Raw genomic sequence first — 21,250 nt, 5'->3', positions numbered from 1 at the left:
GAGGCTTCGGCTATCGCATCTTTCATAAGGTCGCTCTAGCTATCACTGGCGTCTTTCCTAAGTCGCTCGATCCCCTTTCAAGCCCCGCCCTCCTGTGGGGCTTTTCTCATGCCCCGAGGAGGCCCGCATGTGGAAGTACGTCTACCCGAGTCCGACCACTAGCGATGACTATGTTGTGCCGGTTGATCCGATGGATGACCTGAATTGCGAGGCATGCCAGTAGGAACTTGTTACCCCCGCAATGCCGAATGCCCCCGCCCGCTCTCACAAAGAGCAGGGCGGGGGCGCTTCTTTGCGTCTTCCGTGCAGTCTGGGGGCGAGCACGGGCGACGTTCCAAGCCGAAGCCTGGAATCTTGGAATATCGGTGTGACGTTCCAACTCGGTTAGACGATCGCCACCGCGGCCGATACCTCTTCGGAAGCCGCGACGGCTGCGTCTCTCAGTCCTTCGTCGCCAACCTGTTCTGGGTCGAGCCATGTCTCGTGCATCGACTCGGGGAGGATGAGCGGCATGCGGTTGTTCGCGGTCTTGGCTTGACCGATCGCGTCTCGAGTGACCATCGAGTAGGTGAGCAGCCCGTCCCGTTGGGTGTTGTAGATCGCGGCGATGGCGAAGGGGTGGCCGAGTTCGAACCGTTTGCCCTTCTCGATGAACCATGTTGCCGGCAGGAGAGCGCGGGTGTGGGCGAAGGGTTCCCGCCACCACGTGGAAGTGGTCAGCTTGTCGTCTCTCGCGTTGAAAGTGCTGTAGCCCTTCTTCAACTGGCCGCCGATCCATAGCGACCACCAGCCGAGCTGGATGGTGCCACCAACGATGACGGGGTTGAGGTTGCGGGCGTTGACGCCGGTGATCTTCGCCTCACCCGAGCCCGTCAGCCACTGGACGAGGGTCTCCCATCCGGTACGGTCGTCGATGATGGGGAAATCCGACTCCACGACGCGGCCGTTGATTCCGTACTGGGCGCACATCGTCAGCCTTCCTCGCCTGTGTGAAGCCCGGTCCTGTTGACGAGGCTTTCGATGATTCCCTCGATGAGCGCATTCCTGGCCTCATCTGTCCCGAGGCGCACATATTCGGGCACAGCCTCGCTGATCGCGTTGAGAGCGACGCCCACCTCCTCGTCGGCGAGGTGGGCGAGATCCGGGCTGATCGTGCTGCGGACCAGGACGGTGAGACGTCGGTGAATGTCGATCAGCTCGTCGTCGCCCTCCTCTACGGCGACGAGGTCGGCGTACCGGGTCACCGCCTTGCGGATCGCGGCTTCGTAGCCTTCTGGTGAATGGAGCCACATGCGGGCAGCCTAGGTTCTTCCGATCCGGCCCGGCCAGGGGGATCCGCCTCGAGGATGCGCAGCGTCCCGGTCTACGCCAGCGGCGTGCTCCTCGCACATCGCCTTGACCTGGGTGAGGTCATCGAACCAGCCGAGGACTGTCCTGTTCGCGGGGTCGACCGCGCCGAGGCGCATGCACCACTGCACGAGCGTTTCCCGGTTCACGATCCTCGTCATCCTGTGGAGGATGTAGCGGACGTGCAGGCGGGCGTCGAGAGCGATCCAGTCGCGGTCGCTGAGCTGCACGAATCGAAGTATTGGCGTGTCGGCGGTCATGCGTTTAGTGTCGAACGCATCTTCGAGAAAGGCAAACGGCAATGCAAACGACTACCGAACATGTTGAGGTGTGGGTCAACCAGGAAACCGGACGTCCGGGGCGTCTCGTCTGGGCTGGAATCCGCTACCTCGTGATCGGGAACCCAATCCCGATCAAGCGCGAAGAGATCTCCCCGATGCTCACGCACCCGCAGATGCGCACCATCGGATTCCAAGTCACCGTCCGGTCAGATGCTGCCGAGTACACCGTCGATTTGATGCGCGACGGGAAGAGCTGGGTCATCGCAGCGGTATACGACTAGCAGAGCTTCCGATCTTGGCTTCGAACGAACGCCGCCCCATCCTCAAGCGAGGATGGGGCGGCCATTACTGAGTTAACGCGTCTACTTCACGGTCCAAACACCATCCGCTTGCACCGTCACCACGGACGGCCCCGCATAGCCGGGAACAGTTCCGGAGTACTTGCCGATCTCGTTGATGCCAAGGCCCGGCATGGGTTGGTCGCTGTATTGGTTGACGATGAAGTTCGCCGCCCCGTTGTGGGTGATCGTCCAACTCTTCGCGGCACCGTCGTACTTGAAGACGCCGTCACCCTTCCCCGACGCGGGGATCGCTTTCGCCGTGTCGATGGGGGCAATGGTGATCTTCCACGGGCCAGTAGCGGTCACCTGGAATGAGACGGTCCCGCCGGTGCCGCCTGAATCAAGGCCGAAGGCGGTCACTCCCGAGTAGGAGCCGATGGCGTTGACCGGGCCATCGACGGTTGGCTGATTCGTTGCGTCGAGTCCCTGGATGATGAAGTTCCCGCTGCCCGTGTAGGAGGCTGTGATGATGCCGTATGTGGCGTTCTTCGGGAGGGTTATGACACTGTCGCTTGTTCCGGTTTTCGTGATCTTCGTGAAGGTTCCGTAGGTCGTCGCGTACCAGTCCGCGGTGGGAGTTGAGCTTGTGCTCGCGGATGCTGATGCGGTGGCGCTTGTGCTGCCTGATGATGAGCTGCTAGCGGAAGTCGCCGGGTCGGAAGAACAACCGGCGATAGCGACGGTCACGGCGATGAGTGTGCCGATAAGACGAAAGTGCTTCACATGACGAATCCTAGGGGATTAGGCCGCCGCAAGGGCAGCATCGAATCCGGGAAGTGCCCGGAGTTGTCGAATGACGATGAGCATCGGGTCAGTCTCAATGTCTTCTGGCTTGAAGAGGCGTGCGGCATCGGCTGCTCGGCGTAGATCGTCATCTTGAATGTGGACGTATATGGCCGTCGTGAGTGGGCTGGCGTGGCCGAGGAACTCTTGCGCGAGGCGAATGTCTTTGCCCGTGCCGCGGTAGACCGCGGTTCCCCCGCGGTGCCGTAGGGCGTGGGTGTTGTATCCGGTGAGGGATTTGATGCGACGCCAGACCGTTGATGGGTGAAGGTGTCGGTTGCCGCCCATGCGGAAGTAGTGGCCCCGAGTGCGTTCTCTTTCGATCTTGTCGAGGAGTTCGATGAGCTCGGGGGAGAGGTATTCCGTTCTCCATTTGGAGCCCTTGCCGAAGACGTCGATGCAGTCGCCTCGTCGGTTGTCCATGTGGAGTGATGCGATTTCGGAGACTCGGAGACCGCATTCGGCTGCGAGGAGGATCATTGCCCGGTCGTCGTCGGAAGCGATTTCCCAGCCGTCGATGAGGGCGGCGTCTTGTGCGATGCGGGCGGGGTGCTTCGGTACGCGAGGCGCGATGATGTTCTCGGAAGGATCATCATTGCGGAGGCCGGATCTGCGCGCCCAGCTAAAGAAGCTGTGGAATGTGGCTACGACGGTTGCTTCCGTTGACGGTGACCATTCGTGGAAGTCGATAAAGGTGCGAAGTTGCGCGGTCGTGACTGTGGCGGGGTTATAGGTGGCTGATAGGCGGCGCATATATCCGAGCCGGAGTTTGATGGTGTTGGGAGATTTCCTTCTGATCGTGAGGTAGGCCTCATAGTCGGTGAGCACTGGTCTGCGCCTTCGGTTTCGGTCACGCCGCTTCGAGTAGGCGTGTTTCATCCCACGTTCGGCTGGCGTTCAGGATTCGCTTAGGTGACAGTGCGAAAACGGAAACGAGATATCGTTCCGTTATTTTTCCTATGAGTTCACCGGGAGCCCGGAACCGGGTCAGAACAGGTCGGGCGAGCGGGTCGCGCCGTGACGGATGCTGACGTCCGCGTGGCGGTCGAAGCGGTAGCCGATGCCGCGCACCGTGCGCACGATGTCCTCGTACTCGCCGAGCTTGGCGCGCAGGCGGCGCACGTGGACGTCGATGGTGCGCTCGTTGGGGGTGTCCTCCTCGTCGGCGTCCCACAGCGACGCGATGAGCTCGGTGCGGTGGATCGTCTGCCCCTCGCGCAGCACGAGGTACTGCAGCAGCGCGAACTCCTTGTAGGTGAGGCCGATCTGGTCGCCGTCGAGGGTCACCCGGCGGCGCGAGATGTCGACGACGACACCGGTGCGATCGGATGCCTCGGCCGCGGGGTCACGCTGGTTGCGGCGGGCGAGCGCGGCCGGGTCCTGCAGGGCGAGCCGCACGATGTCGAGGTCGCGGCCGCCGGCATCGGCCGGGGCGAGAGCGACCGAGGCGTGGGTCTCGACGTCCGGGACGAGTTCGGCCGCGAGGTTCTTGAGGGCTTCGACGAGGCGGGGAAGATCGATGCCGGCGGCGCGGGCCTTCTCCTCGTCGAGGCCAACGTAGAGGGCGAACCCGCGGGCGCGGGCGCTCGCGTTGAGCGGTCGCACGGTGGGCGCGGGTGCTGCGGGCACCGGGTGCGGCCGGGCCGGGACGGGGGTGATGGCGGAGAGCGGAACGGGGCGGTCGACGATGACGGACATGGTGGGTGCCTTTGCGTGATGATGATGGGGCGCTGCGCGGAAGCGCTGCGCGGATGCCGGGCTACGGCTGCAGCGATGCTGCGGGAGGCGCGTCGGGGCTCAGGGCGGGAGTCAAGCGCACATTCGACACATGGCGACGCGGTCGGCCATCATCATGCCGACTGCTCCACGGGCCTCGAAGGAGGTCGGCGTGAACGCGTTGTCATACATGCCGTTAAGAGTGGCATGCGATGACGTAATGAGTCAAACGGTTCCATACAGCCGATCGCCCGCATCGCCGAGGCCGGGCACGATGTAGCCGCGCTCGTTGAGCTGCTCGTCGAGCGAGCCGAGCACGATCGTCACGTCGAGACCTGCGGTGAGCTGCTCGAGCGCGGCGATGCCCTCGGGGGCGCCGAGCAGGCAGATCGCGGTGATGTCGCGCGCCCCGCGCTCGCTGAGGAACCGCAGCGCGCCGCCGAGCGAGCCGCCGGTCGCGAGCATAGGGTCGAGCACGAAGCACTGCCGTCCGCCGAGATCGGCGGGCAGGCGCTCGGCGTACGTCGTCGGCTTGAGGGTCTCCTCGTCGCGCACCATGCCGAGGAATCCGACCTCGGCTTCCGGTACGAGGCGGATGAAGCCGTCGAGCATGCCGAGCCCCGCGCGCAGGATCGGCACGACCATGGGCTTCGGTGCGGCGAGCGCGGTGCCGACGGTCGGCGCGACCGGGGTCGTGACAGGGCGCGGCACGGTGCGCAATCCCCTCGTCGCCTCGACGGCGAGCATGGTGACGAGCTCGTCGACGAGACCGCGAAAGCGGGGGCTCGGCGTCGTCTCGTCGCGCAGCTCGGTGAGCTTGGTGGCGATGAGAGGGTGGTCGGCCAGGGCTACGCGCATAGGCTCAATCTATGCTGCCGACCCCGGAGCGATACCGCGACTGGATGTCCGTCGCGCTCGCCGAGGCGCGAGCGGCCGTCCTCACCGGCGACGTGCCCGTCGGGGCTGTCGTCATTGGGCCGGGGGGCGAGTACCTCTCCACCGGGCGCAACGCCCGCGAGGCGTGGGACGACCCCACGGCTCACGCCGAGATCACCGCCATCCGTGCTGCCGCGAAGGTGCTCGGCGACTGGCAGCTGCCGGGCTGCACCCTCGTCGTCACGCTCGAGCCCTGCGCGATGTGCGCGGGCGCGATCCTCGCCGCACGCATCCCCCTCGTCGTCTTCGGCGCCTGGGACGAGAAGGCCGGTGCCGCGGGCAGCGTCTACGATCTGCTCCGCGATCGGCGGCTGCCCGGCCGCGCCGACGTCGTCGGGGGAGTGCGCGAGACGGAGTGCGCCGAGCTGCTGACCACGTTCTTCGAAGGGCATCGCGGCTAGCGGTGGCTAAGGTCGAGCCATGACCTCGCTGCCGACCGTCGCCATCCTCGGAACCGGGTCGATGGGCGGCGCGATTCTCGCCGGGCTGCTCGGTCCCGGGATCGAGGTCGAGGGCATCCGGGTCACGAATCGCACCGTCGAGAAGGCCGCCCAGTACGCGGGCGACCCCCGGGTCACCGCGTATGCGACGGACTCCGATGTCGAGGCCAATCGTGCCGCAGTCGCCGGCGCGAAACTCGTCCTCGTCGCGGTGAAGCCCGCCGCGGTGCCTGCGCTGCTCGCCGAGATCGCCGGCGCGGTGGGGCCCGGCACGGTCGTCGTCAGTGTCGCGGCCGGCGTGACGGCCGCGACCTTCGAGGCGGTGCTGCCGGAATCCGTCTCGGTGCTGCGCGCGATGCCGAACACCCCTGCGATCATCGGCAAGGCCGTCACCGGGGTGAGCCCGGGCGCGCGCTCGTCGGACGCCGACCTCGCTCTCGTGCGCGCGCTCTTCGAAACCGTCGGCGAGGTCGTCGTCGTGCCCGAGGCGAGGCTCGACGCGCTCTCGACGATCTCTGGGAGCGGTCCAGCATATGTCTTCTACCTCATCGAGCAGCTCACGGCGGCGGCCGTCGCCAAGGGCTTCGCGCCCGAGCAGGCGGCCCGGCTCGTGAACGGCACGTTCCTGGGCTCCGTCGAGCTGCTTGCCGCAACCGGCATCGACCCCGCCGAGCTGCGCCGCCAGGTCACTTCGCCGAAGGGCACGACCGAGCGGGCCGTTGCGGTGCTCGAAAGCGCCGATCTGGCGGGCCTCTTCGGCCGCGCTACGGATGCCGCCCTGGCCCGCGCGCGCGAGCTTGCGGCCGGAGCCTGACGCGGCCCTGGCCTCGCGGGCCCGGGCACATTACCCTGGGGGAATGGCTGACATCTTCGACGTCGTCGCCGACCCTACCCGGCGCGAGATCCTGCAGGTCCTGCGGGACAGCGGCGAGGTGAGCGTCTCGCACATCGTGCAGGCTCTGGAGCTCAGCCAGCCGACCGTGTCGAAGCACCTCAAGGTGCTGCGCGACGCCGCGCTCGTCACGGTGCGCGAGGAGGGCCAGCACCGCTACTACACGCTCGACGCCGCTCCGCTCGAGGAGCTCGACGACTGGCTGCTGCCGTTCATCGGGGTCGTCGAGGACGTGGAATCCCTCTACCGGTCGGCGGGTCTCAGCGAAGGCGCCAAAGGCTTCGCCGAATCGGTCGGCAAGGTCGCCGCGGGCGCTGGAGTGCGCGTCGCCGGGCTCGTCGACAAGGTCAAGAAGCATTAGCGATTTCGCGCCCCCCCCGCATCGGCCCGCGATAGGGGTTGTCGAGGCCGCTAGGAGCTTTTCCTCCATAGCTCCTTCTCGGGCTCACAACTCCTAGGTTTCCGGTGCCCTTCGGCCCGTTCGGGCGCACGGTGGTGCATTCCACCGGGATGTCCATCACTTCGTTCACGACAGATCCTTTCGGGGTGACCACCCGCGCGCGACTCCGCGCGGCGGGCCTCGGCGAGAGGGCCATCCGCGCTCTCGTCGATCGCGGCAAGCTCGCGCCGCACCGCAACCTGCTCGTCACGCCGTCGGCCGATCCGAAGGTCGCACACGCCGTCGCCCTCGGCGCCAAGGTCGCCTGCGTATCGGCTGCGCGACTGAGAGGCCTGTGGGTCGCCGACGAGGGGCTCGCGCCGCATGTCTCCGTCGCGGCGAATACGCCGCGACGATTTCCGGACGATGTGCGGGTGCATTGGACCGCACGTCCTCTTGACCGGGCGGATCGGCTCGGCGTGGAATCCGGCCGCAACATGCTCCTGCACGTCGCCCAGTGCCAGCCGACGGAGCTCGCGGTGTGCGTGTTCGACTCGGCCGTGAACAAGAGGCTCATCACGATCGAAGAGCTGAGGCGGCTTGCTGCGGTGCGCGGCGGTCGATTTGCCGCGGTCGTTCGGCTCGCCGACGGTCGCGCAGACTCGGGGCTGGAGTCCCTGATGCGGGTGAGGCTGCAGGCTCAGGGCGTCGACAGCCGGCTTCAGGTCAAGATCGCCGGACATCGTGTCGATCTGCTCATTGGCGACTGGCTCGTGCTGCAGGCGGATGGCTGGCAGTTCCACCAGACGAGCCGCCAGCGCGACGAGGATCTCGCTCACGACCGGCGGCTCGTGCAGAGGGGGTACACGGTGCTGCGGTACCCCTACTCGGCGATCATGGGCGGCTGGGGCCGGGCCGAGGCCGAGATTCTGGCCCAGCTGGCCGCGGGGGCACATAGCCGTCCCAGCCGCCACTGACCTCCAAGGGCATCGTCCGAGGACGAACCCGGTGAATTAGGGATTGTCGGGAAGAGTAGGAGTTCCTGGGCCGATGTTCCTACCAGGGACGACAACTCCTACCGAGGACGACGGATCCGCGACGCGCGGCCGTGCTGGCGTCCGATTTTCGGGCGACCCGGCTCTCGGGTAAGATCGACCCCTGTGCCATTCGGCACCCCGATCTTTGTGAGGTACTCGTGGGTTCGGTCATCAAGAAGCGCCGCAAGCGCATGGCGAAGAAGAAGCATCGCAAGCTGCTTCGCAAGACGCGCCACCAGCGTCGCAACAAGAAGTAGAGAAGTAGCCAGTACTTCTGCACCCAGCGCCAGGTTCGCCTGGCGCTCTGTGTTTAAGCGCGCCGTCCCCGCCCGGCGCGTGGTGTTCAAGCGCGCCGGTGCTTCCGGCGTCGTGTGTTCGGGCACGTGATTGACTGAATGGCGTGACGATCACCCTCTACACGAGACCGGGGTGCCACCTCTGCACCGACGCCCGCGCGGCGGTCGCCAGGGTGGTGGCATCCGTCGACCCCGGAATCGTGGTGGACGAGATCGACATCCTCTCCGACCCGGTGCTCGTCGCGCGCTACGGCGAGGAGATCCCCGTCGTGCTCGTCGATGGGCGCATGCACAGCTACTGGCGGGTCGACGAGGACCGCCTCGAGAAAGCCCTCCGGAACGTGCCATGAGCGTTCGCCATATCGTCACCTTCACGGTGCCGGAAGGTCCCGAGAAGCCGGCGCAGCTTCGGCGGGCGAAGGAGTGGCTGCTCACCCTCCCGGACCGGATCCCCGGCGTGCTGAGCTTCGAGGTCGGCCTCAACGAGTTCTACCCCGCGGCCAATTGGGACCTTGCCATCGACGCGAGCTTCCCCGACTTCGCCGCGCTCGAGGCGTACAACAGCCACCCCGCGCACGTCGAGTACCTCGCGTGGTGGAAGACCGTGCACAACGGCCGCGCTGCCGTCGACTGGGAAACGTAACCCGTTCCCGAAGGTGTCCGGCCCTGCCGGCACCGGCGGCGACCCCTCAGGAAGCCGACTGCCCCGCGCCGGGCGAGTGCGACCGGCGCGTCATGGGAACAGCCTGGTAGGCCCGCGGAAGAGGAACGTCACCTCGCGGATCGACGCCTCGCCGAGCAGCAGCATGAGCACGCGCGCCAGGCCCATGCCGAAGCCGCCGTGCGGGGGCACCCCGTAGCGGAAGAACTCGAGATACGTCTCGAGGCCGGCGAGGTCGAGGCCCTTGGCGAGCGCCTGCTTCTCGAGCACCTCGATGCGGTGCTCGCGCTGCGCCCCGGTGGTGATCTCGGTGCCGCGATAGACGAGGTCGTAGCTCTTGGTCAGCCCGGTCGCCTCGTCGAGCATGTGATAGAACGGCCGGATCGTCGCCGGGTAGTCGGTGAGGAACACGAAGTCGTGGCCATACGTCTCCTTGACGTAGGCGGCGATCTGCCGCTCGCCTTCCGGGTCGAGGTCGCCGTCGGCGCGAGGCACCGTGTAGCCGCGCGCCTGGATGATCGCGTGGGCCTCTGCCAGCGGAATCCGCGGGAACGGCAGCGCGGGGACCTCGACCTCCAGTCCGAAGAGCGCCTCGATCTCGGCGCCGTGGCGATCCTTCACGGCCTGGAAACCGGCGACGAGCAGCTGCTCCTGGAGCGCCATGACATCCTCGTGGGAGTCGACCCAGGAGACTTCCATGTCGACCGAGGTGAACTCGGTGGCGTGCCGCGAGGTGAACGACGGGTCGGCGCGGAACACCGGTGTGATGGCGAAGACGCGGCCGAAGCCGGCCGCCTGCGCCATCTGCTTGAAGTGCTGGGGGCTCTGCGCGAGGTAGGCGGTGCCGAGATCGAAGTAGTCGAGCTGGAACAGCTCGGCGCGGGATTCCGACGGCGACGACATCAGCGACGGGGTGTGCACCTCCACGAATCCGTTGTCGATCCACCAGGTGCGCCAGGCGTGCTCGAGCGTGGTCTGGACGCGGAAGATGAGGTTGTTGCGCGGCTGGCGCAGGTCGATCCAGCGGTAGTCGAGGCGTTTGTCGAGGCTCGAGTCGGCCGCGATCGGCGTCTCGGGGAGCGCGCGCGTCTCGACTGTCAGCGTGTCGACCCTGACTTCGACCCCGCCGAGCTTGACGCGCTCGTCGTGCTTGAGCTCGCCGGTCACGGTGAGGAACGAGCCGACCGAGAGGCCGGAGATGGTCTCGGCCAGTTCGTCGGCGACGGCATCGTCGCCGCGCGGGTGGACGAGCTGCAGCGCGCCCGACTCGTCGCGCAGCACGACGAACTGCACCTTCTTCTGGTCGCGCACCGTGTCGACCCAGCCGGCGACGGCCACGGGGCCGTCCGGAAGCGAGGCGAGGTTCTTGATGAGGATGCGCGAAGTCACGGTCCTTAAGCCTAGGGCGCAGGAGCTCGCATCGCCCACGCGGGAAGAGCCCGAGGCGGTTCCCGCCGTCGGGGCAGGCTCCGTCGGAGACGAGGAGGCGTTGCGCGCCGGAGGGCGGCGTGAAGCTCCGCCCGAGTTCTAGTCTGAAGTGCAGCAGGGTGTGGGCGTTCTTCGGCAGGGAGTGCGGGAAGTTTCTGGCCATCGCGATGCCTGCCCTGCTGGACGCGCTCGAACGGCACGGTGAGCTCGTGACCGGGAAGGGTCGCTACTCGGTAGAGGCCGTCGCCGCTGCTGCGATCCTCGATCCAGATCCGCAAGGCCGGGGACGAGGTCGAGGATTCACCCGTGTGCTCACCGCTCGATCCGCAACATGGCGCACGTCCGCGTCCTCGCCACCCTGCAGGCGACCAGGGGCGGCGGGACTCCGACGCAGCGCTGTCCACGCCAGGACTGCAGCGCCCGGTCGACCATAGCGTCCCAGGGCAGGGTCGGCGCGACGGGAGTCGACCACGCAGGCGGCGAAGAGGCTCGGCATCCATCGAGTGCATCGACGTGGCGTGCGGCGGGACCAGCACCGTCACCCCGCGGGCGCGCTACGCCGCCGGGGCCGCGTGAAGGCCTTCCTCAGTTCCGCGATGGAGACCAGCACCAGGGCGAGGGCCGCCGAGACGAGGAGATCCGACGCGGCGACGTAGCCGAAACGCAGCAGCTCCCGCAGCGGCGGAACGTAGACGGCGAGAAGCAGCAGGGCGATCGCGGCGACCGCCCACAGGTTCATCACTCGATTGGAGAAGAGCCCCCGGCGAAAGACCCAGTTGCGGTCGCTGCGCGAGATGAACGCCAGCGCGATGTGCCCCACGATCCACGCTGCGAAGGAGCAGCTCTGCACGGCAGCCGGTGACAGCCCCCGCCAGGTGGCCCAGCCGTAGGCGACCATGACCGCGATGAAGAGCAGCGCACCCTTGAAGAAGATGAGCCGTACGGCGGCGCCATCGACCAGCGGGCCACCCGCGCGGCGCGGCGGGCGGCGGGCGATGTCGGTCTCGGCCGGCTCGGCGACGAAACCGGCGGAGGCGGCGAGGTCCATGAACAGCTCGAGCAGAATGATCTGGATCGGTGAGAACGGCAGGGGAAGGCCGGCGACCACGGGGAGCAGGAAGATCGCCACCAGTCCGACCTTGACAGCGAGATAGTAGTTGACCCCCTTGCGCAGGTTGTCGAAGAAGTGCCGCCCCTCGAAGACGCCGCGGGCGAGCGTCGCATAGTTGTCGTCGGCCAGCACCGCCTGGGCCGCCTCCTTCGCGACATCGGTCCCCCTGATCCCCATGGCGATGCCGACGTCGGCGGCCTTGAGCGCCAGGGCGTCGTTGACCCCGTCGCCGGTCACCGCGACCACCTCGCCGTTCTTCTGCAGGGCCTGCACCAGCCGGTATTTGTGTTGCGGTGTGGCCCGGGCGAAGACCGAGACTTCGCGCACCTCATCCGCAAGCGTCGCGTCATCGAGGCGATCGAGCTCATCACCGGTGAGAACCCGGTCCGCGGCGATGCCGACCTCGCGGGCGATGGCGGCAGCGGTGGCTGGATGATCGCCGGTGACCATCATGGTGCGGATGCCGGCGCCCGCCACCTGCGCGAGCGTCTCCTTCACCCCGGCCCGCGACGGGTCGGCCAGGGCCACCAGACCGACGAGGTCGAGGTCGTGCTCCCCTTCCTCCAGCGACCCCTCGGCAGGAGGCGCCTCGATCGTGCGCGTTGCCACGGCGATGACCCGGCGGCCCAGGGCGGTCTCCGCCTGGAGCGACTCGCGAAGCGCGGCCGGCACGTCGCGACAGCGGCCGAAGACCTCCTCCGGTGCGCCGCTGAGATAGAGACGCACCGAGCCGTCCGGGTGACGCCACAGCATCGCCTTGCTGCGCCGGCCGTCACCGGGATAGCGCACGTTCAGGATCTCGCCCTGCGGTGCAGCCAGGCCCAGCGTCTTCGCGCGCTCGGTCACCGCCCCTTCCAGGGCATCCGGCACCTCGGGGGACGCTGTGCCCGACGCCGCTTCGAGAACCGCCCGTTCCGCATCCGTCGGCCAGACCGCCGCCACCCGCATGCGGCTCTCGGTCAGGGTCCCGGTCTTGTCGGTGAGGATGACGGTGGCATCCCCCAGCGTCTCCGCCGCGCGCAGCCGCTTGACCAGGAAGTTCTGCCGCGACAGCCGATAGGCGCCGAGGCCCAGCACCATCGTGACGATGATGGGCAGCTCCTCCGGGATGGTCGCGAAGGCGAGCGACAAGCCGGTGAGGATCATCGGGCCGACGTCGCCGCCGCGCAGGATGCCGATCACCGGGATGACCACGGAGAAGAACACCGCCACCCAGAGCAGCTTCCCGGACAGGGACCTCATCTCAAGTTGCAACGGCGTCTTGGGAGGCGTCACCTGGCCGAGCTGGGCGGCCATCCGGCCGAGCCGGGTCGTACCGCCGGTGAAAGTGACCTCGGCTTCGCCCTCGCCCGCCGCGACCACCGCGCCGGCATAGACGGCGTCGCCCGCGGACTTCTCCACCGGGAAGGATTCCCCGGTGAGGGTCGACTCGTCGACGCTCAGGTTCACGACACGGCTCAGCGTGGCATCGGCGCCGAGTCGGACACCGGGAAGCAGGATCAGCAGGTCGCCGGGAACGATGGTCTCGGTGTCTACCGCGACGACCCGACCGTCGCGGCGCACCCGCGCCTTCGGTGCCGACAGTCGCTCGAGGGCGCCGATGGCACGCTTGGCACGGAACTCGTTGATCACCTCCGCGGCCACCAACAGCAGGATGACGGCGAAGATGGTGATCGCGTCGCCCAGGTTGCCCAGAACGCTGTACACAATGCCCACCACGATCAGCAGCAGGATCATCGGCTCCCGGATCTCCTCGGCAGCGATGGCCCAGAAACGGACCGGGGCAGGGGTGAACAGCCGGTTCGGCCCGACCCGGACCAGACGCGAGGAGGCCTCGGCCGCAGTGAGGCCCAGGTCTGTGGTCGTCTCCATTGATGGTCCCTCGCTCATCGGCGCGGCGGCACTCCTCGGTCAGTGCGTGCAGTCGGCTCTCAGCTCATGAAAATCGACGCTAGCGGGATCGATCCCCCGAGTTCTAGCCCGAAGTGCAACAGGGTGTGGCTGGGGTAGCCCAGGCGAGGACCGTGCGGGGCCGGTTGGCGATCTCCGCGACGAGTTCGACACGGTCCTCGACCTCGGTGGGACGCGCATGAATCGAGGTGCGCCGCTTGATCCGCTCTGAGTGCACCCGCCGCCCCTGCCGGCGACGACGGCGTGTGCGCCCCCCGGGGCGGATACTGCCACAGCTCCCGATGCCGTTGACGTTTCGAGTAGATCCACGCATACAGCGTCTCCGCCCCCACCCGCATTCGCGGATCGTCGGGGAACTCCACCGGCAACCGGCCCGAGATCTCCTCCGGCGTCCACCCCTTCCGCAGCTGCGTCAGCACCTAGTCCACCAGCCGGTCATGCTCCATCCGACAAGGCTGATGCGAACGCGGCCTGCGGGTGTCGGCGTGCAACTGCGCCTGACGGCCCGGATACAGCCGATCGTGCGGACCGCGAGTATCCAACCTGTTCGCAAGTACGGACGCAGGTTCGCGTGATCAGGTTCAGGCTGCCACGCCCCCGCGCGGTCTCCCGCGTGATCGTGGCCCGATGAACCCCGACCCGGCGGGCGATCTCCGCCGTGTTGAACCCGAGATCGAGCAGCCTCTCAATCTCGATCCGATCATCCATAGTCAGGTGTCGGTAAAGTGCGGTCGAGGAAGCGCAACCCCTCGGTCGTGATCTGGATCTTCTTCGGGGCGAAGAACACCTACGAGGACCGCGAGGCCGCCAGGACGGCGCGCCAGGAGGCACAGATCGCGGGCTGACGATCACCCTGGACAGCTCTTGGGGGAGTCCTAATAATGCGTTCCGTAGACTGACCCTCGTGGCGGCGGTCAGGCAGGTGCATCTCGTGCGCCATGGCGAGGTGGACAACCCGCAGGGCGTGCTCTACGGGCGGCTGCCGGGATACCACCTGTCGGCTCTCGGGCAGCGGATGGCGCAGGCCGCCGCCGACGAGCTGGCCGGTCGCAGGCGCAGCCTCGCCGCGCTCATCGCCTCGCCGCTGACGCGCACGCAGGAATCCGCGGCGCCCATCGCGGCTGCGTTCTCGATCGGCATCGGCACCGACGAGCGCGTCGTCGAGCCGGGCAACCGCTTCGAGGGCACGGTGATGGCCCGCGCCGCGCGCAACCCGCTCAACTGGCCGTGGCTCATCAACCCGTTGCGGCCGTCGTGGGGCGAGGCGTACTCGTCGATCGCGCGCCGGATGAGCGATGCAGTCACCGACGCCTTCGCGCAGCCGTGGCTGTCGGCGGACGAAGCGGGCGACGTCGTCATCGTCAGCCACCAGCTTCCGATCTGGATCGAACACCTCACCGTCGTCGGCGGCGGCTATGTGCACGACCCGCGCCACCGCCGCTGCACACTGTCGAGCATCACGACGTTCGAGCAGCGCGGCATGCGGCTGTTCGAGGTGGGCTACGCCGACCCGGCCGCGCCGCTCGCGGAATCCGCCGTCGACGTGGGGGCGGTGTGATGCGACGGATTCTTCGCGCGGCGGCTGCGGTCGCTCTCGCCGTCGCCCTCGGCGGCTGCACGCTCACCTCGCTGCAGCAGAGCTACCAGAACGACCCCAACGCCGGCTACGTGCAGGGCCAGACCGGCATCACCGTGGTGCAGCCCGACCAGCGCAAGGCGCCCGTCGAATTCAGCGGCACGACGGAGAGCGGCGCGCAGTTCGACTCGAAGAGCGAGCTCGGCAAGGTCGTCGTCGTCAACTTCTGGTACGTGCTCTGCCCGCCGTGCCGGGTCGAGGCGTCCGACCTCGCCGCCGTCGCGGCCGAGTACGCCAAGAAGGGCGTCGTCTTCGTCGGGATCAACACCCGCGACGATGTGTCGAGCATCACGGCCTACGACGAGCAGTTCGGAGTGAAGTACCCCTCGATCGTCGACGCGGCCTCGGGTGCGGCGCAACTCGCTTTCAGCGGGGCGTATCGGCCCAACGCGACGCCGACCACCATCGTCCTGGACCGCGAGGGCCGGGTTGCGGCCCGCATCGAGGCGACCGTGCACGGCCAGCTCTCCAACCTCACCTCGCTCATCGACTCCGCTCTCGCGGAGAAGACGTCGTGAGCGGCATCGGCGCCCTCGTGGCGAGCGGCCAGCTCTGGGTGTCGGTCCCCATCGCGCTGCTCGCGGGCCTCGTCTCGTTCGCGTCGCCCTGCGTGCTGCCGCTGGTGCCGGGCTATCTCGCCTACATCGGCGGCTTCGACAACGGCGGCTACACGGCGGCGAAGGGCGACCGGCGCGGCACCGCCCGGCTCGCCCTCGGCGTGCTGCTCTTCATCCTCGGCTTCACGCTCGTCTTCGTCCTCGGCGAGTTCGCGTTCCAGCGCCTCGGCTTCTGGCTCATCGAGTACCGCGATCTCATCACCCGGGTGTCGGGCGCGGTGGTCATCCTGCTCGGCCTCGTGTTCATCGGCCAGTTCAGCTTCCTGCAGAGCACCATCAAGCCCCGTTGGCGGCCGGCGAGCGGGCTGGTCGGGGCGCCGCTGCTCGGCATCATCTTCGCCGTGGGCTGGAGCCCGTGCACCGGCCCCACCCTCGCGGCCATCTCGGGCATGAGCCTCGCCAGTGGCTCCACCAGCCAGGCCGTGCTGCTCGCCGTGTTCTACTCGCTCGGCCTCGGCGTGCCGTTCCTCCTCATCGCGCTCGGCCTCAGCTGGGCGACCCGGGTCATCGGGTTCCTGCGCCGCCACATCCGCCGCATCAACATCATCGGGGGCGCGCTGCTCATCGCCATCGGCATCCTCATGGCGAGCGGCATCTGGAACCAGTGGATGCTCGACCTCGGGGCGGTGATCCCGAGCTTTGGCACCCTCGTCTGAAAGCGCCGAGCGCGTCGCGCCGCGCGTCGACTACCTGCCGTCCGGCCACGCCGATGCCGCCGACGGCGGCGACGGCGACGGTCCTGTCACCGGCGGCAGGCTCGGTCCCGTCGGCTGGGCGCGTTGGTTCTGGCGGCAGCTCACGAGCATGCGCACGGCGCTGTTCCTGCTCATGCTGCTCGCTCTCGCTGCGGTGCCCGGCTCGCTCGTGCCGCAGCACATCAGCGATCCGAACGGCGTCCTCCAATACCAGCGGAGCCATCCGACGCTCTACCCGATCCTCAACGCGGTGCAGCTGTTCGACACCTACACCTCGGTGTGGTTCTCCGCGATCTACCTGCTGCTCTTCGCGTCGCTCATCGGCTGCATCATCCCGCGCATCACCCACCATGTGAAGGCGCTCCGGGCGCAACCGCCGCGCACCCCGGCGCGCCTCGCCCGCATGGCCGGCTACCGTGCGCTGCCCGCCCCGGCGGGGGTCAGCGCCGAGGCCGCGATCGAGTCGGCGAGGGGATTGCTGCGCAAGGCCGGCTACCGCGTCGTCACGCTCGAGGGCAGGGACGGCCTCTCGGTCTCGGCCGAGCGCGGGTACCTGCGCGAGACGGGCAACCTGGTGTTCCACATCGCGCTCGTGGGGATCCTGCTCGCCGTCGGCATCGGGGGAGGCTTCGGCTGGACGGCGCAGCGCGTCGTCGTCGAGGGCCAGACCTTCGTCAACACCGCGGTGAACTTCGACTCGTTCAACCCGGGCCGCTTCGTCAGCAGCGAGAACCTGCCCGCGTATTCGGTGACGCTCGACAAGTTCACCGTGAAGTACGACCAGAGCGCCGGGGGCGAGTCGGGCATGCCGCTCGACTACAACGCGCAGGTCGTCGCCCGAGAGAAGGACGGCGCGAGCTGGAGCACGAGCATCAAGGTCAACAGCCCGCTGCAGATCGACGGCACGAACGTCTACCTGCTCGGCAACGGCTACGCGCCGGCGCTCACCTTCCGCGACGCCGCGGGCAAGGTCATCGCCTCGGGCCCGACCCCGTTCCTGCCGCAGGACGCCAACCTCACCTCGCAGGGCATCATCAAGATCGCGGGCGGCCTGAAGCAGCAGCTCGGCATCATCGGCATCTTCACGCCGACCGCGCCCGTCTCGACGTCGGCCCGGCCGCTCTCGACCTACCCGGACACCCGCAATCCGCGCGTCAGCCTCACGGTGTTCGCCGGCGACCTCGGCCTCGACGCGGGCGTCCCGGTGTCCGTCTTCGCGCTCAACACCGACCACCTCACGCAGATCGCCGGACCGAACGCCACGACCGGGGCGCTCAATCTCGGCGTCGGCGAGACGGCACAGCTGCCCGACGGGCTCGGCACGGTGACCTTCGACGGTGTGAAGCGCTTCGCCTCGCTCGACATCCACCACGACCCCGCGCAGGGCTGGGTGCTCGTCTTCGCGATCCTCGTGGTCGCCGGGCTTCTGACGTCGTTGTTCGTGCCGCGTCGACGGCTGTGGGTGAAGGCGGTGGATTCCGCCGATGGGCTGCGTCTCGAGTACGCGGGCCTCGCCCGCGGCGAAGATGCCCGGCTCGAAGAGGTCGTCGCCGATCTCCAGGAGCGGCATTTCAGTGAACTCATCGGCGGGAAAGGGTAGGTTGAGCCAGTGACCGGTACGCTCTCGGACATCTCGCTCCTCGCCAGCTATGTGGCGGCTGGGTTCTACATCGCGGCGTTCGTCGCCTTCGTGCTGGACCTCGCCCGCCGTGGATCGTTCGCGGCGACCCCCGCCGCGGTGAGTTCGGCCGCCGAGCGTCGCGCCGCCCGCGTCGGTGCTGCCGACGGGGCATCGGGTTCGGTCGCCGTCATCACCGAGGTCGTCGCCCCCGACGAGACGGCTGAGACGAAGGTGCCCGCGTCGCTGTCGCTCAAGGTGGCGATGTGGCTCACGACGACCGGCTGGTTCGTGCACCTCGCCTCCGACGTGCTGCGCGGAATCGCGGCCGACCGGGTGCCGTGGGCCAACATGTGGGAGTTCTCGCTCACCGGCACGCTCGTCATCGTCGGCATCTTCCTGCTCGTCAACCTGCGCTGGGATCTGCGCTGGGTCGGCACCTTCGTCGTCGGCCTGGTGTTCCTGCTGTTGATGATCGCGCAGCTGCGCTACTACGTGCAGGTCGCGCCGCTGCCGCCTGCGCTGCAGTCGTACTGGCTCGTCGTCCACATCCTCGTGGCCATCCTCGGCACGGCGTTCTTCGCCATCGGCTTCGCGCTCGCCGCCGTGCAGTTGCTGCAGACCTGGCGCGAGAAGCGCGACGCGCAGTCCCTTCCGCCCGTGCTCGGCTTCCTCAAGACGCTGCCGAAGTCGGAGTCTCTCGAGGCCCTGTCGTACCGGATCAACATCATCGGCTTCATCTTCTGGACCTTCACGCTCATCGCGGGTGCGATCTGGGCGGAGAAGGCGTGGGGCCGCTACTGGGGCTGGGACACCAAAGAGGTGTGGACCTTCATCATTTGGGTCATCTACGCCGGCTACATCCACGCCCGTGCCACGCGCGGCTGGCGCGGCAGCCGCGCATCCTGGCTGTCGGTCGTCGGATTCATCGCCGTGATGTTCAACTTCGGCGTCGTCAACGTCTTCTTCCACGGCCTGCACTCGTACAGCGGCCTGAGCTAGCCGTAGTTCCACGGCACGTCAGTTACGAGCCCGGGTTCGCCACCGGCCCGAGGCACTCCGGGGCATTCGTGGTGAGGAAGTTCGCGAGGGACTCGTCGAGCGCCTGGACGCTGCCGATCTGCAGCGGTCCTCCGTCGAATCCGTTCCTGGAGGGCCAATCATCGCCACTCACCAGCGCGGCCCGGATCGTCGAAGTGCCGGGCGGCACCACGACCGTGAGCCCGAAAGCCTTGTCGCTCTCCTCGAGCGTAAAGTCGTGGGTTGTCCCGTCCGACCCCGTGAAGGCGACAGCCCCACCGCCTTTGCCGGTGTACCGCCCGGAGAACTGAATCTGGACTTTGCGCGGAACATCGAGCGGGTTCTCCACGACGAACTCGGGCTGATACGGCCTGAGCGCATCGGAGACCGAGAAGCTCCCCACCACCTGGTTGTACCCAGGAGTGTGCGTTTCCGTGTAGCCGGGCAGCCAGTGGACCTCCACCGGATTCACGGCGCCGTTGCCTGCCGCGGCCACCTTGCGCGCATCGAGCTTCGCAAACTTCTTCCGCAGGGCGTCCGTCAGGTAGAACGCGTAGCGATCGGTCGACGCCGAGTCCTTCTTCGCGCCGAGAACCTTCTGGAACTGGCCCTCCGCGAAGGGGACGTTCGTGGGGAGCAGGGCGTTCTTGTCGAGGAGCACCGCGTTGAAGCCGGCCATGGTGGCGACGCAGGCGAGTGCGCGCGGCCCCATCGTTCGGGTCGCGATGTCTACCCAGTCTGCCCGCGCCCTACCCTTCACGGCGCCAGCTGACCACTGAACCTGATCGGTGAAGAGCGAGGGGATGAGCTGGTCGTACGCGTCGACGGCACCGTTCTCCGGGCGGCCTTCCGGGACAGCGATATAGGGGTACTCAACGACCTTCGCCCCTTTCGGAAGGACGGCGACCATCGACCGGGTCCATGCCTTGTCGGCGGCGAACTTCGCCGAGTCCGCGGTGTAGTCGATCTGCTGGTTGGCAGTCGGCACCGCCTGGTCCCAGACGCCGAAGGCGACGACGCCGAAGGCGAGAACCGTGCCGATGGCGGCGAGAACGCGTGGCCGCAGCGCCCGTCGGAAGACCCGTGCGATGAACGGCATCCATGCCGCCGATATCCGGTGCCAGAGCCAGGTGAGCAGAATTCCGGTGATCCCGAGGCTGAAGAGTTGGATGAAGATCGCGATCCGGTTCGGCGCCTGCAGCACCGGGGTGAAGAAGGAGATGATCGCGGAGAGCCCGCCCATGGTGCCGACGAGGAACGCCGCGACATTGAAGGCGACGATCACGCCGAGCGCTCGCTGCAGCTCCGACCCGTCCCGAGCGAGACCGCGGCCGCCGCGCAGCTGCCGGATCGGCGCGAAGACCACGATGACGATCGTGGCGATGACGCCGACCGCGCCGACGAGACCTAGCGCCACATGCTCATACGCGTTCGAACCGAGGGTGATGTACGTCGTGTCATAGAAGGCCCGGAGCTGGGAGAGGAACGGGATCCGATCCCCCGGCGTCGGCAGCAGGAGCTCGGTGAGCTTCAGCGAATTGATGTCGGCCGCATTCGCGGTCCGGGTGAGGGCCCACGGATTGGCGCCATGCTGCCAGCCGTAGGCGAGATCCGGGAGCGCGGACAGGACGAAGGCACCAAGCCCGACGGCGGCCGAAACGGCGGCCGGCAACAGCGGGCGCCAGCGCCGCGCGGCGATCGCACGATATATGCCCGCGAGGGCGAGGATGCCCGCGCCATAGATGGCGTAGTAGGCCCATGATGCGCCCATCAACCCGAGCAGCACCACCGTGACCGTGGTGCGCAGCGGCGAGAGACGAGCACGGGAGCCCTCTGGTCCCGGCTTTGTGAAGACGGGAAGCCCCAGCGCGATTCTTGCGGCGACGAGAAGCCCGAGCGGAATCGTCCAGTACTCGCCGAGGAAGATGTGGAGGTCGTTCCGAATGAAGTGGATCGGCGACAGCGCGAAGAGCATCGCCATCGCGATGCTCACCGCGCCCGGGAGCCGGATCGTCCGGAAGAACCACACTGCGGTCCCTGCCGCGAGCGGGAACCCGAGGAAGTAGTAGAGGTTGAAGACCGCCGCCCAGTTGCTCGAGAACAGC

General features: G+C 67.7%; 24 protein-coding genes. 13 read left to right on the top strand and 11 right to left on the bottom strand.

Annotated features, from left to right (window positions below):
• Positions 1–384: 384 nt before the first annotated feature.
• From M7D61_RS06930 to M7D61_RS06920, 3 genes are read right to left on the bottom strand one after another with little or no spacing between them, the layout of a single operon-like run.
• A complete protein-coding gene (locus tag M7D61_RS06930; protein ID WP_298228894.1) occupies positions 385–969 on the bottom strand; it encodes an SOS response-associated peptidase family protein in 585 nt (194 codons plus the stop codon).
• 2 nt (positions 970–971) lie between these two features.
• Positions 972–1,292 (bottom strand): hypothetical protein, encoded by a 321-nt coding sequence (locus M7D61_RS06925; protein WP_298228893.1) that lies wholly within the window; start codon positions 1,290–1,292, stop codon positions 972–974.
• Between the two features lie 9 nt (positions 1,293–1,301).
• Positions 1,302–1,607 (bottom strand): hypothetical protein, encoded by a 306-nt coding sequence (locus tag M7D61_RS06920; RefSeq protein WP_298228892.1) that lies wholly within the window; start codon positions 1,605–1,607, stop codon positions 1,302–1,304.
• Between the two features lie 68 nt (positions 1,608–1,675).
• Here M7D61_RS06920 and M7D61_RS06915 point away from each other — a divergent pair, with 68 nt between their 5' ends.
• On the top strand, positions 1,676–1,909 hold the full coding sequence (locus M7D61_RS06915; protein ID WP_298228891.1) for a hypothetical protein: 234 nt from the start codon (positions 1,676–1,678) through the stop codon (positions 1,907–1,909).
• 81 nt (positions 1,910–1,990) lie between these two features.
• On the opposite strand, the gene M7D61_RS06910 is transcribed toward M7D61_RS06915, so the two are convergent.
• From M7D61_RS06910 to upp, 4 genes are all read right to left on the bottom strand, one after another.
• Positions 1,991–2,692 (bottom strand): hypothetical protein, encoded by a 702-nt coding sequence (locus M7D61_RS06910; protein ID WP_298228890.1) that lies wholly within the window; start codon positions 2,690–2,692, stop codon positions 1,991–1,993.
• 18 nt (positions 2,693–2,710) lie between these two features.
• Positions 2,711–3,580 carry a tyrosine-type recombinase/integrase gene (locus M7D61_RS06905; protein ID WP_298228889.1) on the bottom strand — a complete coding sequence of 290 codons (870 nt, stop codon included), beginning with the start codon at positions 3,578–3,580 and terminating at the stop codon, positions 2,711–2,713.
• Positions 3,581–3,739: 159 nt separating this feature from the next.
• Entirely contained in the window at positions 3,740–4,450 is a 711-nt protein-coding gene (locus tag M7D61_RS06900) for a winged helix-turn-helix domain-containing protein (RefSeq protein ID WP_298228888.1), read from the bottom strand.
• A gap of 243 nt (positions 4,451–4,693) precedes the next feature.
• Positions 4,694–5,326, bottom strand: a complete 633-nt coding sequence (gene upp, locus M7D61_RS06895) for a uracil phosphoribosyltransferase (RefSeq protein ID WP_298228887.1) — start codon at positions 5,324–5,326, stop codon at positions 4,694–4,696.
• An 11-nt stretch (positions 5,327–5,337) separates the two neighbouring features.
• Between upp and M7D61_RS06890 the strand changes: the two genes are divergently transcribed.
• From M7D61_RS06890 to M7D61_RS06860, 7 genes are all read left to right on the top strand, one after another.
• Positions 5,338–5,805 (top strand): nucleoside deaminase, encoded by a 468-nt coding sequence (locus M7D61_RS06890; protein ID WP_298228886.1) that lies wholly within the window; start codon positions 5,338–5,340, stop codon positions 5,803–5,805.
• A gap of 19 nt (positions 5,806–5,824) precedes the next feature.
• Positions 5,825–6,658: a pyrroline-5-carboxylate reductase gene (gene proC, locus M7D61_RS06885; protein WP_298228885.1), complete on the top strand. Its 834-nt coding sequence runs from the start codon at positions 5,825–5,827 to the stop codon at positions 6,656–6,658.
• A 43-nt stretch (positions 6,659–6,701) separates the two neighbouring features.
• Positions 6,702–7,097, top strand: coding sequence for a metalloregulator ArsR/SmtB family transcription factor (locus tag M7D61_RS06880; RefSeq protein WP_298228884.1), 396 nt, complete (start codon positions 6,702–6,704; stop codon positions 7,095–7,097).
• A 185-nt stretch (positions 7,098–7,282) separates the two neighbouring features.
• On the top strand, positions 7,283–8,092 hold the full coding sequence (locus M7D61_RS06875; RefSeq protein ID WP_298228883.1) for a DUF559 domain-containing protein: 810 nt from the start codon (positions 7,283–7,285) through the stop codon (positions 8,090–8,092).
• Between the two features lie 218 nt (positions 8,093–8,310).
• Positions 8,311–8,409, top strand: coding sequence for an AURKAIP1/COX24 domain-containing protein (locus tag M7D61_RS06870; RefSeq protein ID WP_003792170.1), 99 nt, complete (start codon positions 8,311–8,313; stop codon positions 8,407–8,409).
• A gap of 143 nt (positions 8,410–8,552) precedes the next feature.
• A complete protein-coding gene (locus M7D61_RS06865; protein ID WP_366083853.1) occupies positions 8,553–8,798 on the top strand; it encodes a glutaredoxin family protein in 246 nt (81 codons plus the stop codon).
• Entirely contained in the window at positions 8,795–9,091 is a 297-nt protein-coding gene (locus M7D61_RS06860) for a Dabb family protein (protein WP_298228882.1), read from the top strand. Before M7D61_RS06865 ends, M7D61_RS06860 begins: the two co-directional genes overlap by 4 nt.
• A gap of 90 nt (positions 9,092–9,181) precedes the next feature.
• Here the strand turns inward: M7D61_RS06860 and aspS are convergent, their stop codons facing one another.
• The 3 genes from aspS to M7D61_RS09865 form a co-directional block, all read right to left on the bottom strand.
• Positions 9,182–10,498 (bottom strand): aspartate--tRNA(Asn) ligase, encoded by a 1,317-nt coding sequence (aspS, locus tag M7D61_RS06855; RefSeq protein ID WP_298228881.1) that lies wholly within the window; start codon positions 10,496–10,498, stop codon positions 9,182–9,184.
• A 577-nt stretch (positions 10,499–11,075) separates the two neighbouring features.
• Positions 11,076–13,520, bottom strand: coding sequence for a cation-transporting P-type ATPase (locus M7D61_RS06850; RefSeq protein WP_298228880.1), 2,445 nt, complete (start codon positions 13,518–13,520; stop codon positions 11,076–11,078).
• Between the two features lie 474 nt (positions 13,521–13,994).
• Entirely contained in the window at positions 13,995–14,273 is a 279-nt protein-coding gene (locus M7D61_RS09865) for a helix-turn-helix domain-containing protein (RefSeq protein ID WP_366083855.1), read from the bottom strand.
• Positions 14,274–14,463: 190 nt separating this feature from the next.
• Here M7D61_RS09865 and M7D61_RS06845 point away from each other — a divergent pair, with 190 nt between their 5' ends.
• The 5 genes from M7D61_RS06845 to ccsB are packed head-to-tail and all read left to right on the top strand — an operon-like array spanning position 14,464 to position 19,127.
• Positions 14,464–15,117, top strand: a complete 654-nt coding sequence (locus M7D61_RS06845; protein WP_298228879.1) for a histidine phosphatase family protein — start codon at positions 14,464–14,466, stop codon at positions 15,115–15,117.
• Positions 15,117–15,713, top strand: a complete 597-nt coding sequence (locus tag M7D61_RS06840) for a TlpA disulfide reductase family protein (RefSeq protein ID WP_298228878.1) — start codon at positions 15,117–15,119, stop codon at positions 15,711–15,713. Before M7D61_RS06845 ends, M7D61_RS06840 begins: the two co-directional genes overlap by 1 nt.
• Positions 15,710–16,468, top strand: coding sequence for a cytochrome c biogenesis protein CcdA (locus M7D61_RS06835; protein WP_298228876.1), 759 nt, complete (start codon positions 15,710–15,712; stop codon positions 16,466–16,468). Before M7D61_RS06840 ends, M7D61_RS06835 begins: the two co-directional genes overlap by 4 nt.
• Entirely contained in the window at positions 16,452–18,107 is a 1,656-nt protein-coding gene (locus M7D61_RS06830) for a cytochrome c biogenesis protein ResB (protein WP_298228874.1), read from the top strand. The genes M7D61_RS06835 and M7D61_RS06830 overlap by 17 nt, the downstream gene beginning before the upstream one ends.
• Positions 18,108–18,116: 9 nt before the next feature.
• The gene (gene ccsB / locus M7D61_RS06825) at positions 18,117–19,127 is read left to right on the top strand and encodes a c-type cytochrome biogenesis protein CcsB (protein ID WP_298228873.1); all 1,011 of its coding nucleotides are present in this window, start codon (positions 18,117–18,119) and stop codon (positions 19,125–19,127) included.
• 22 nt (positions 19,128–19,149) lie between these two features.
• Here the strand turns inward: ccsB and M7D61_RS06820 are convergent.
• Positions 19,150–21,250, bottom strand: a 2,101-nt coding sequence (locus M7D61_RS06820; RefSeq protein ID WP_298228871.1) for a hypothetical protein, incomplete at its 5' end; no start/stop codon positions are given.

This window comes from Gryllotalpicola sp. (genome assembly GCF_027352875.1).
Classification (GTDB): Bacteria; Actinomycetota; Actinomycetes; order Actinomycetales; family Microbacteriaceae; genus Gryllotalpicola.
Note: the sequence above shows the minus strand (reverse complement) of the source record. Positions and strands in the feature narration are given on the sequence as shown.

Excerpts from the sequence above, each read along its gene's own strand:
- M7D61_RS06880 (WP_298228884.1), top strand. The coding sequence starts at position 6,702 with ATGGCTGACATCTTCGACGTCGTCGCCGACCCTACCCGGCGCGAGATC.
- M7D61_RS06925 (WP_298228893.1), bottom strand. The coding sequence starts at position 1,292 with ATGTGGCTCCATTCACCAGAAGGCTACGAAGCCGCGATCCGCAAGGCG.
- proC (WP_298228885.1), top strand. The coding sequence starts at position 5,825 with ATGACCTCGCTGCCGACCGTCGCCATCCTCGGAACCGGGTCGATGGGC.
- M7D61_RS06930 (WP_298228894.1), bottom strand. The coding sequence starts at position 969 with ATGTGCGCCCAGTACGGAATCAACGGCCGCGTCGTGGAGTCGGATTTC.
- upp (WP_298228887.1), bottom strand. The coding sequence starts at position 5,326 with ATGCGCGTAGCCCTGGCCGACCACCCTCTCATCGCCACCAAGCTCACC.
- M7D61_RS06840 (WP_298228878.1), top strand. The coding sequence starts at position 15,117 with ATGCGACGGATTCTTCGCGCGGCGGCTGCGGTCGCTCTCGCCGTCGCC.
- M7D61_RS06860 (WP_298228882.1), top strand. The coding sequence starts at position 8,795 with ATGAGCGTTCGCCATATCGTCACCTTCACGGTGCCGGAAGGTCCCGAG.
- M7D61_RS06890 (WP_298228886.1), top strand. The coding sequence starts at position 5,338 with ATGCTGCCGACCCCGGAGCGATACCGCGACTGGATGTCCGTCGCGCTC.
- M7D61_RS06900 (WP_298228888.1), bottom strand. The coding sequence starts at position 4,450 with ATGTCCGTCATCGTCGACCGCCCCGTTCCGCTCTCCGCCATCACCCCC.
- M7D61_RS06920 (WP_298228892.1), bottom strand. The coding sequence starts at position 1,607 with ATGACCGCCGACACGCCAATACTTCGATTCGTGCAGCTCAGCGACCGC.
- M7D61_RS06850 (WP_298228880.1), bottom strand. The coding sequence starts at position 13,520 with ATGGAGACGACCACAGACCTGGGCCTCACTGCGGCCGAGGCCTCCTCG.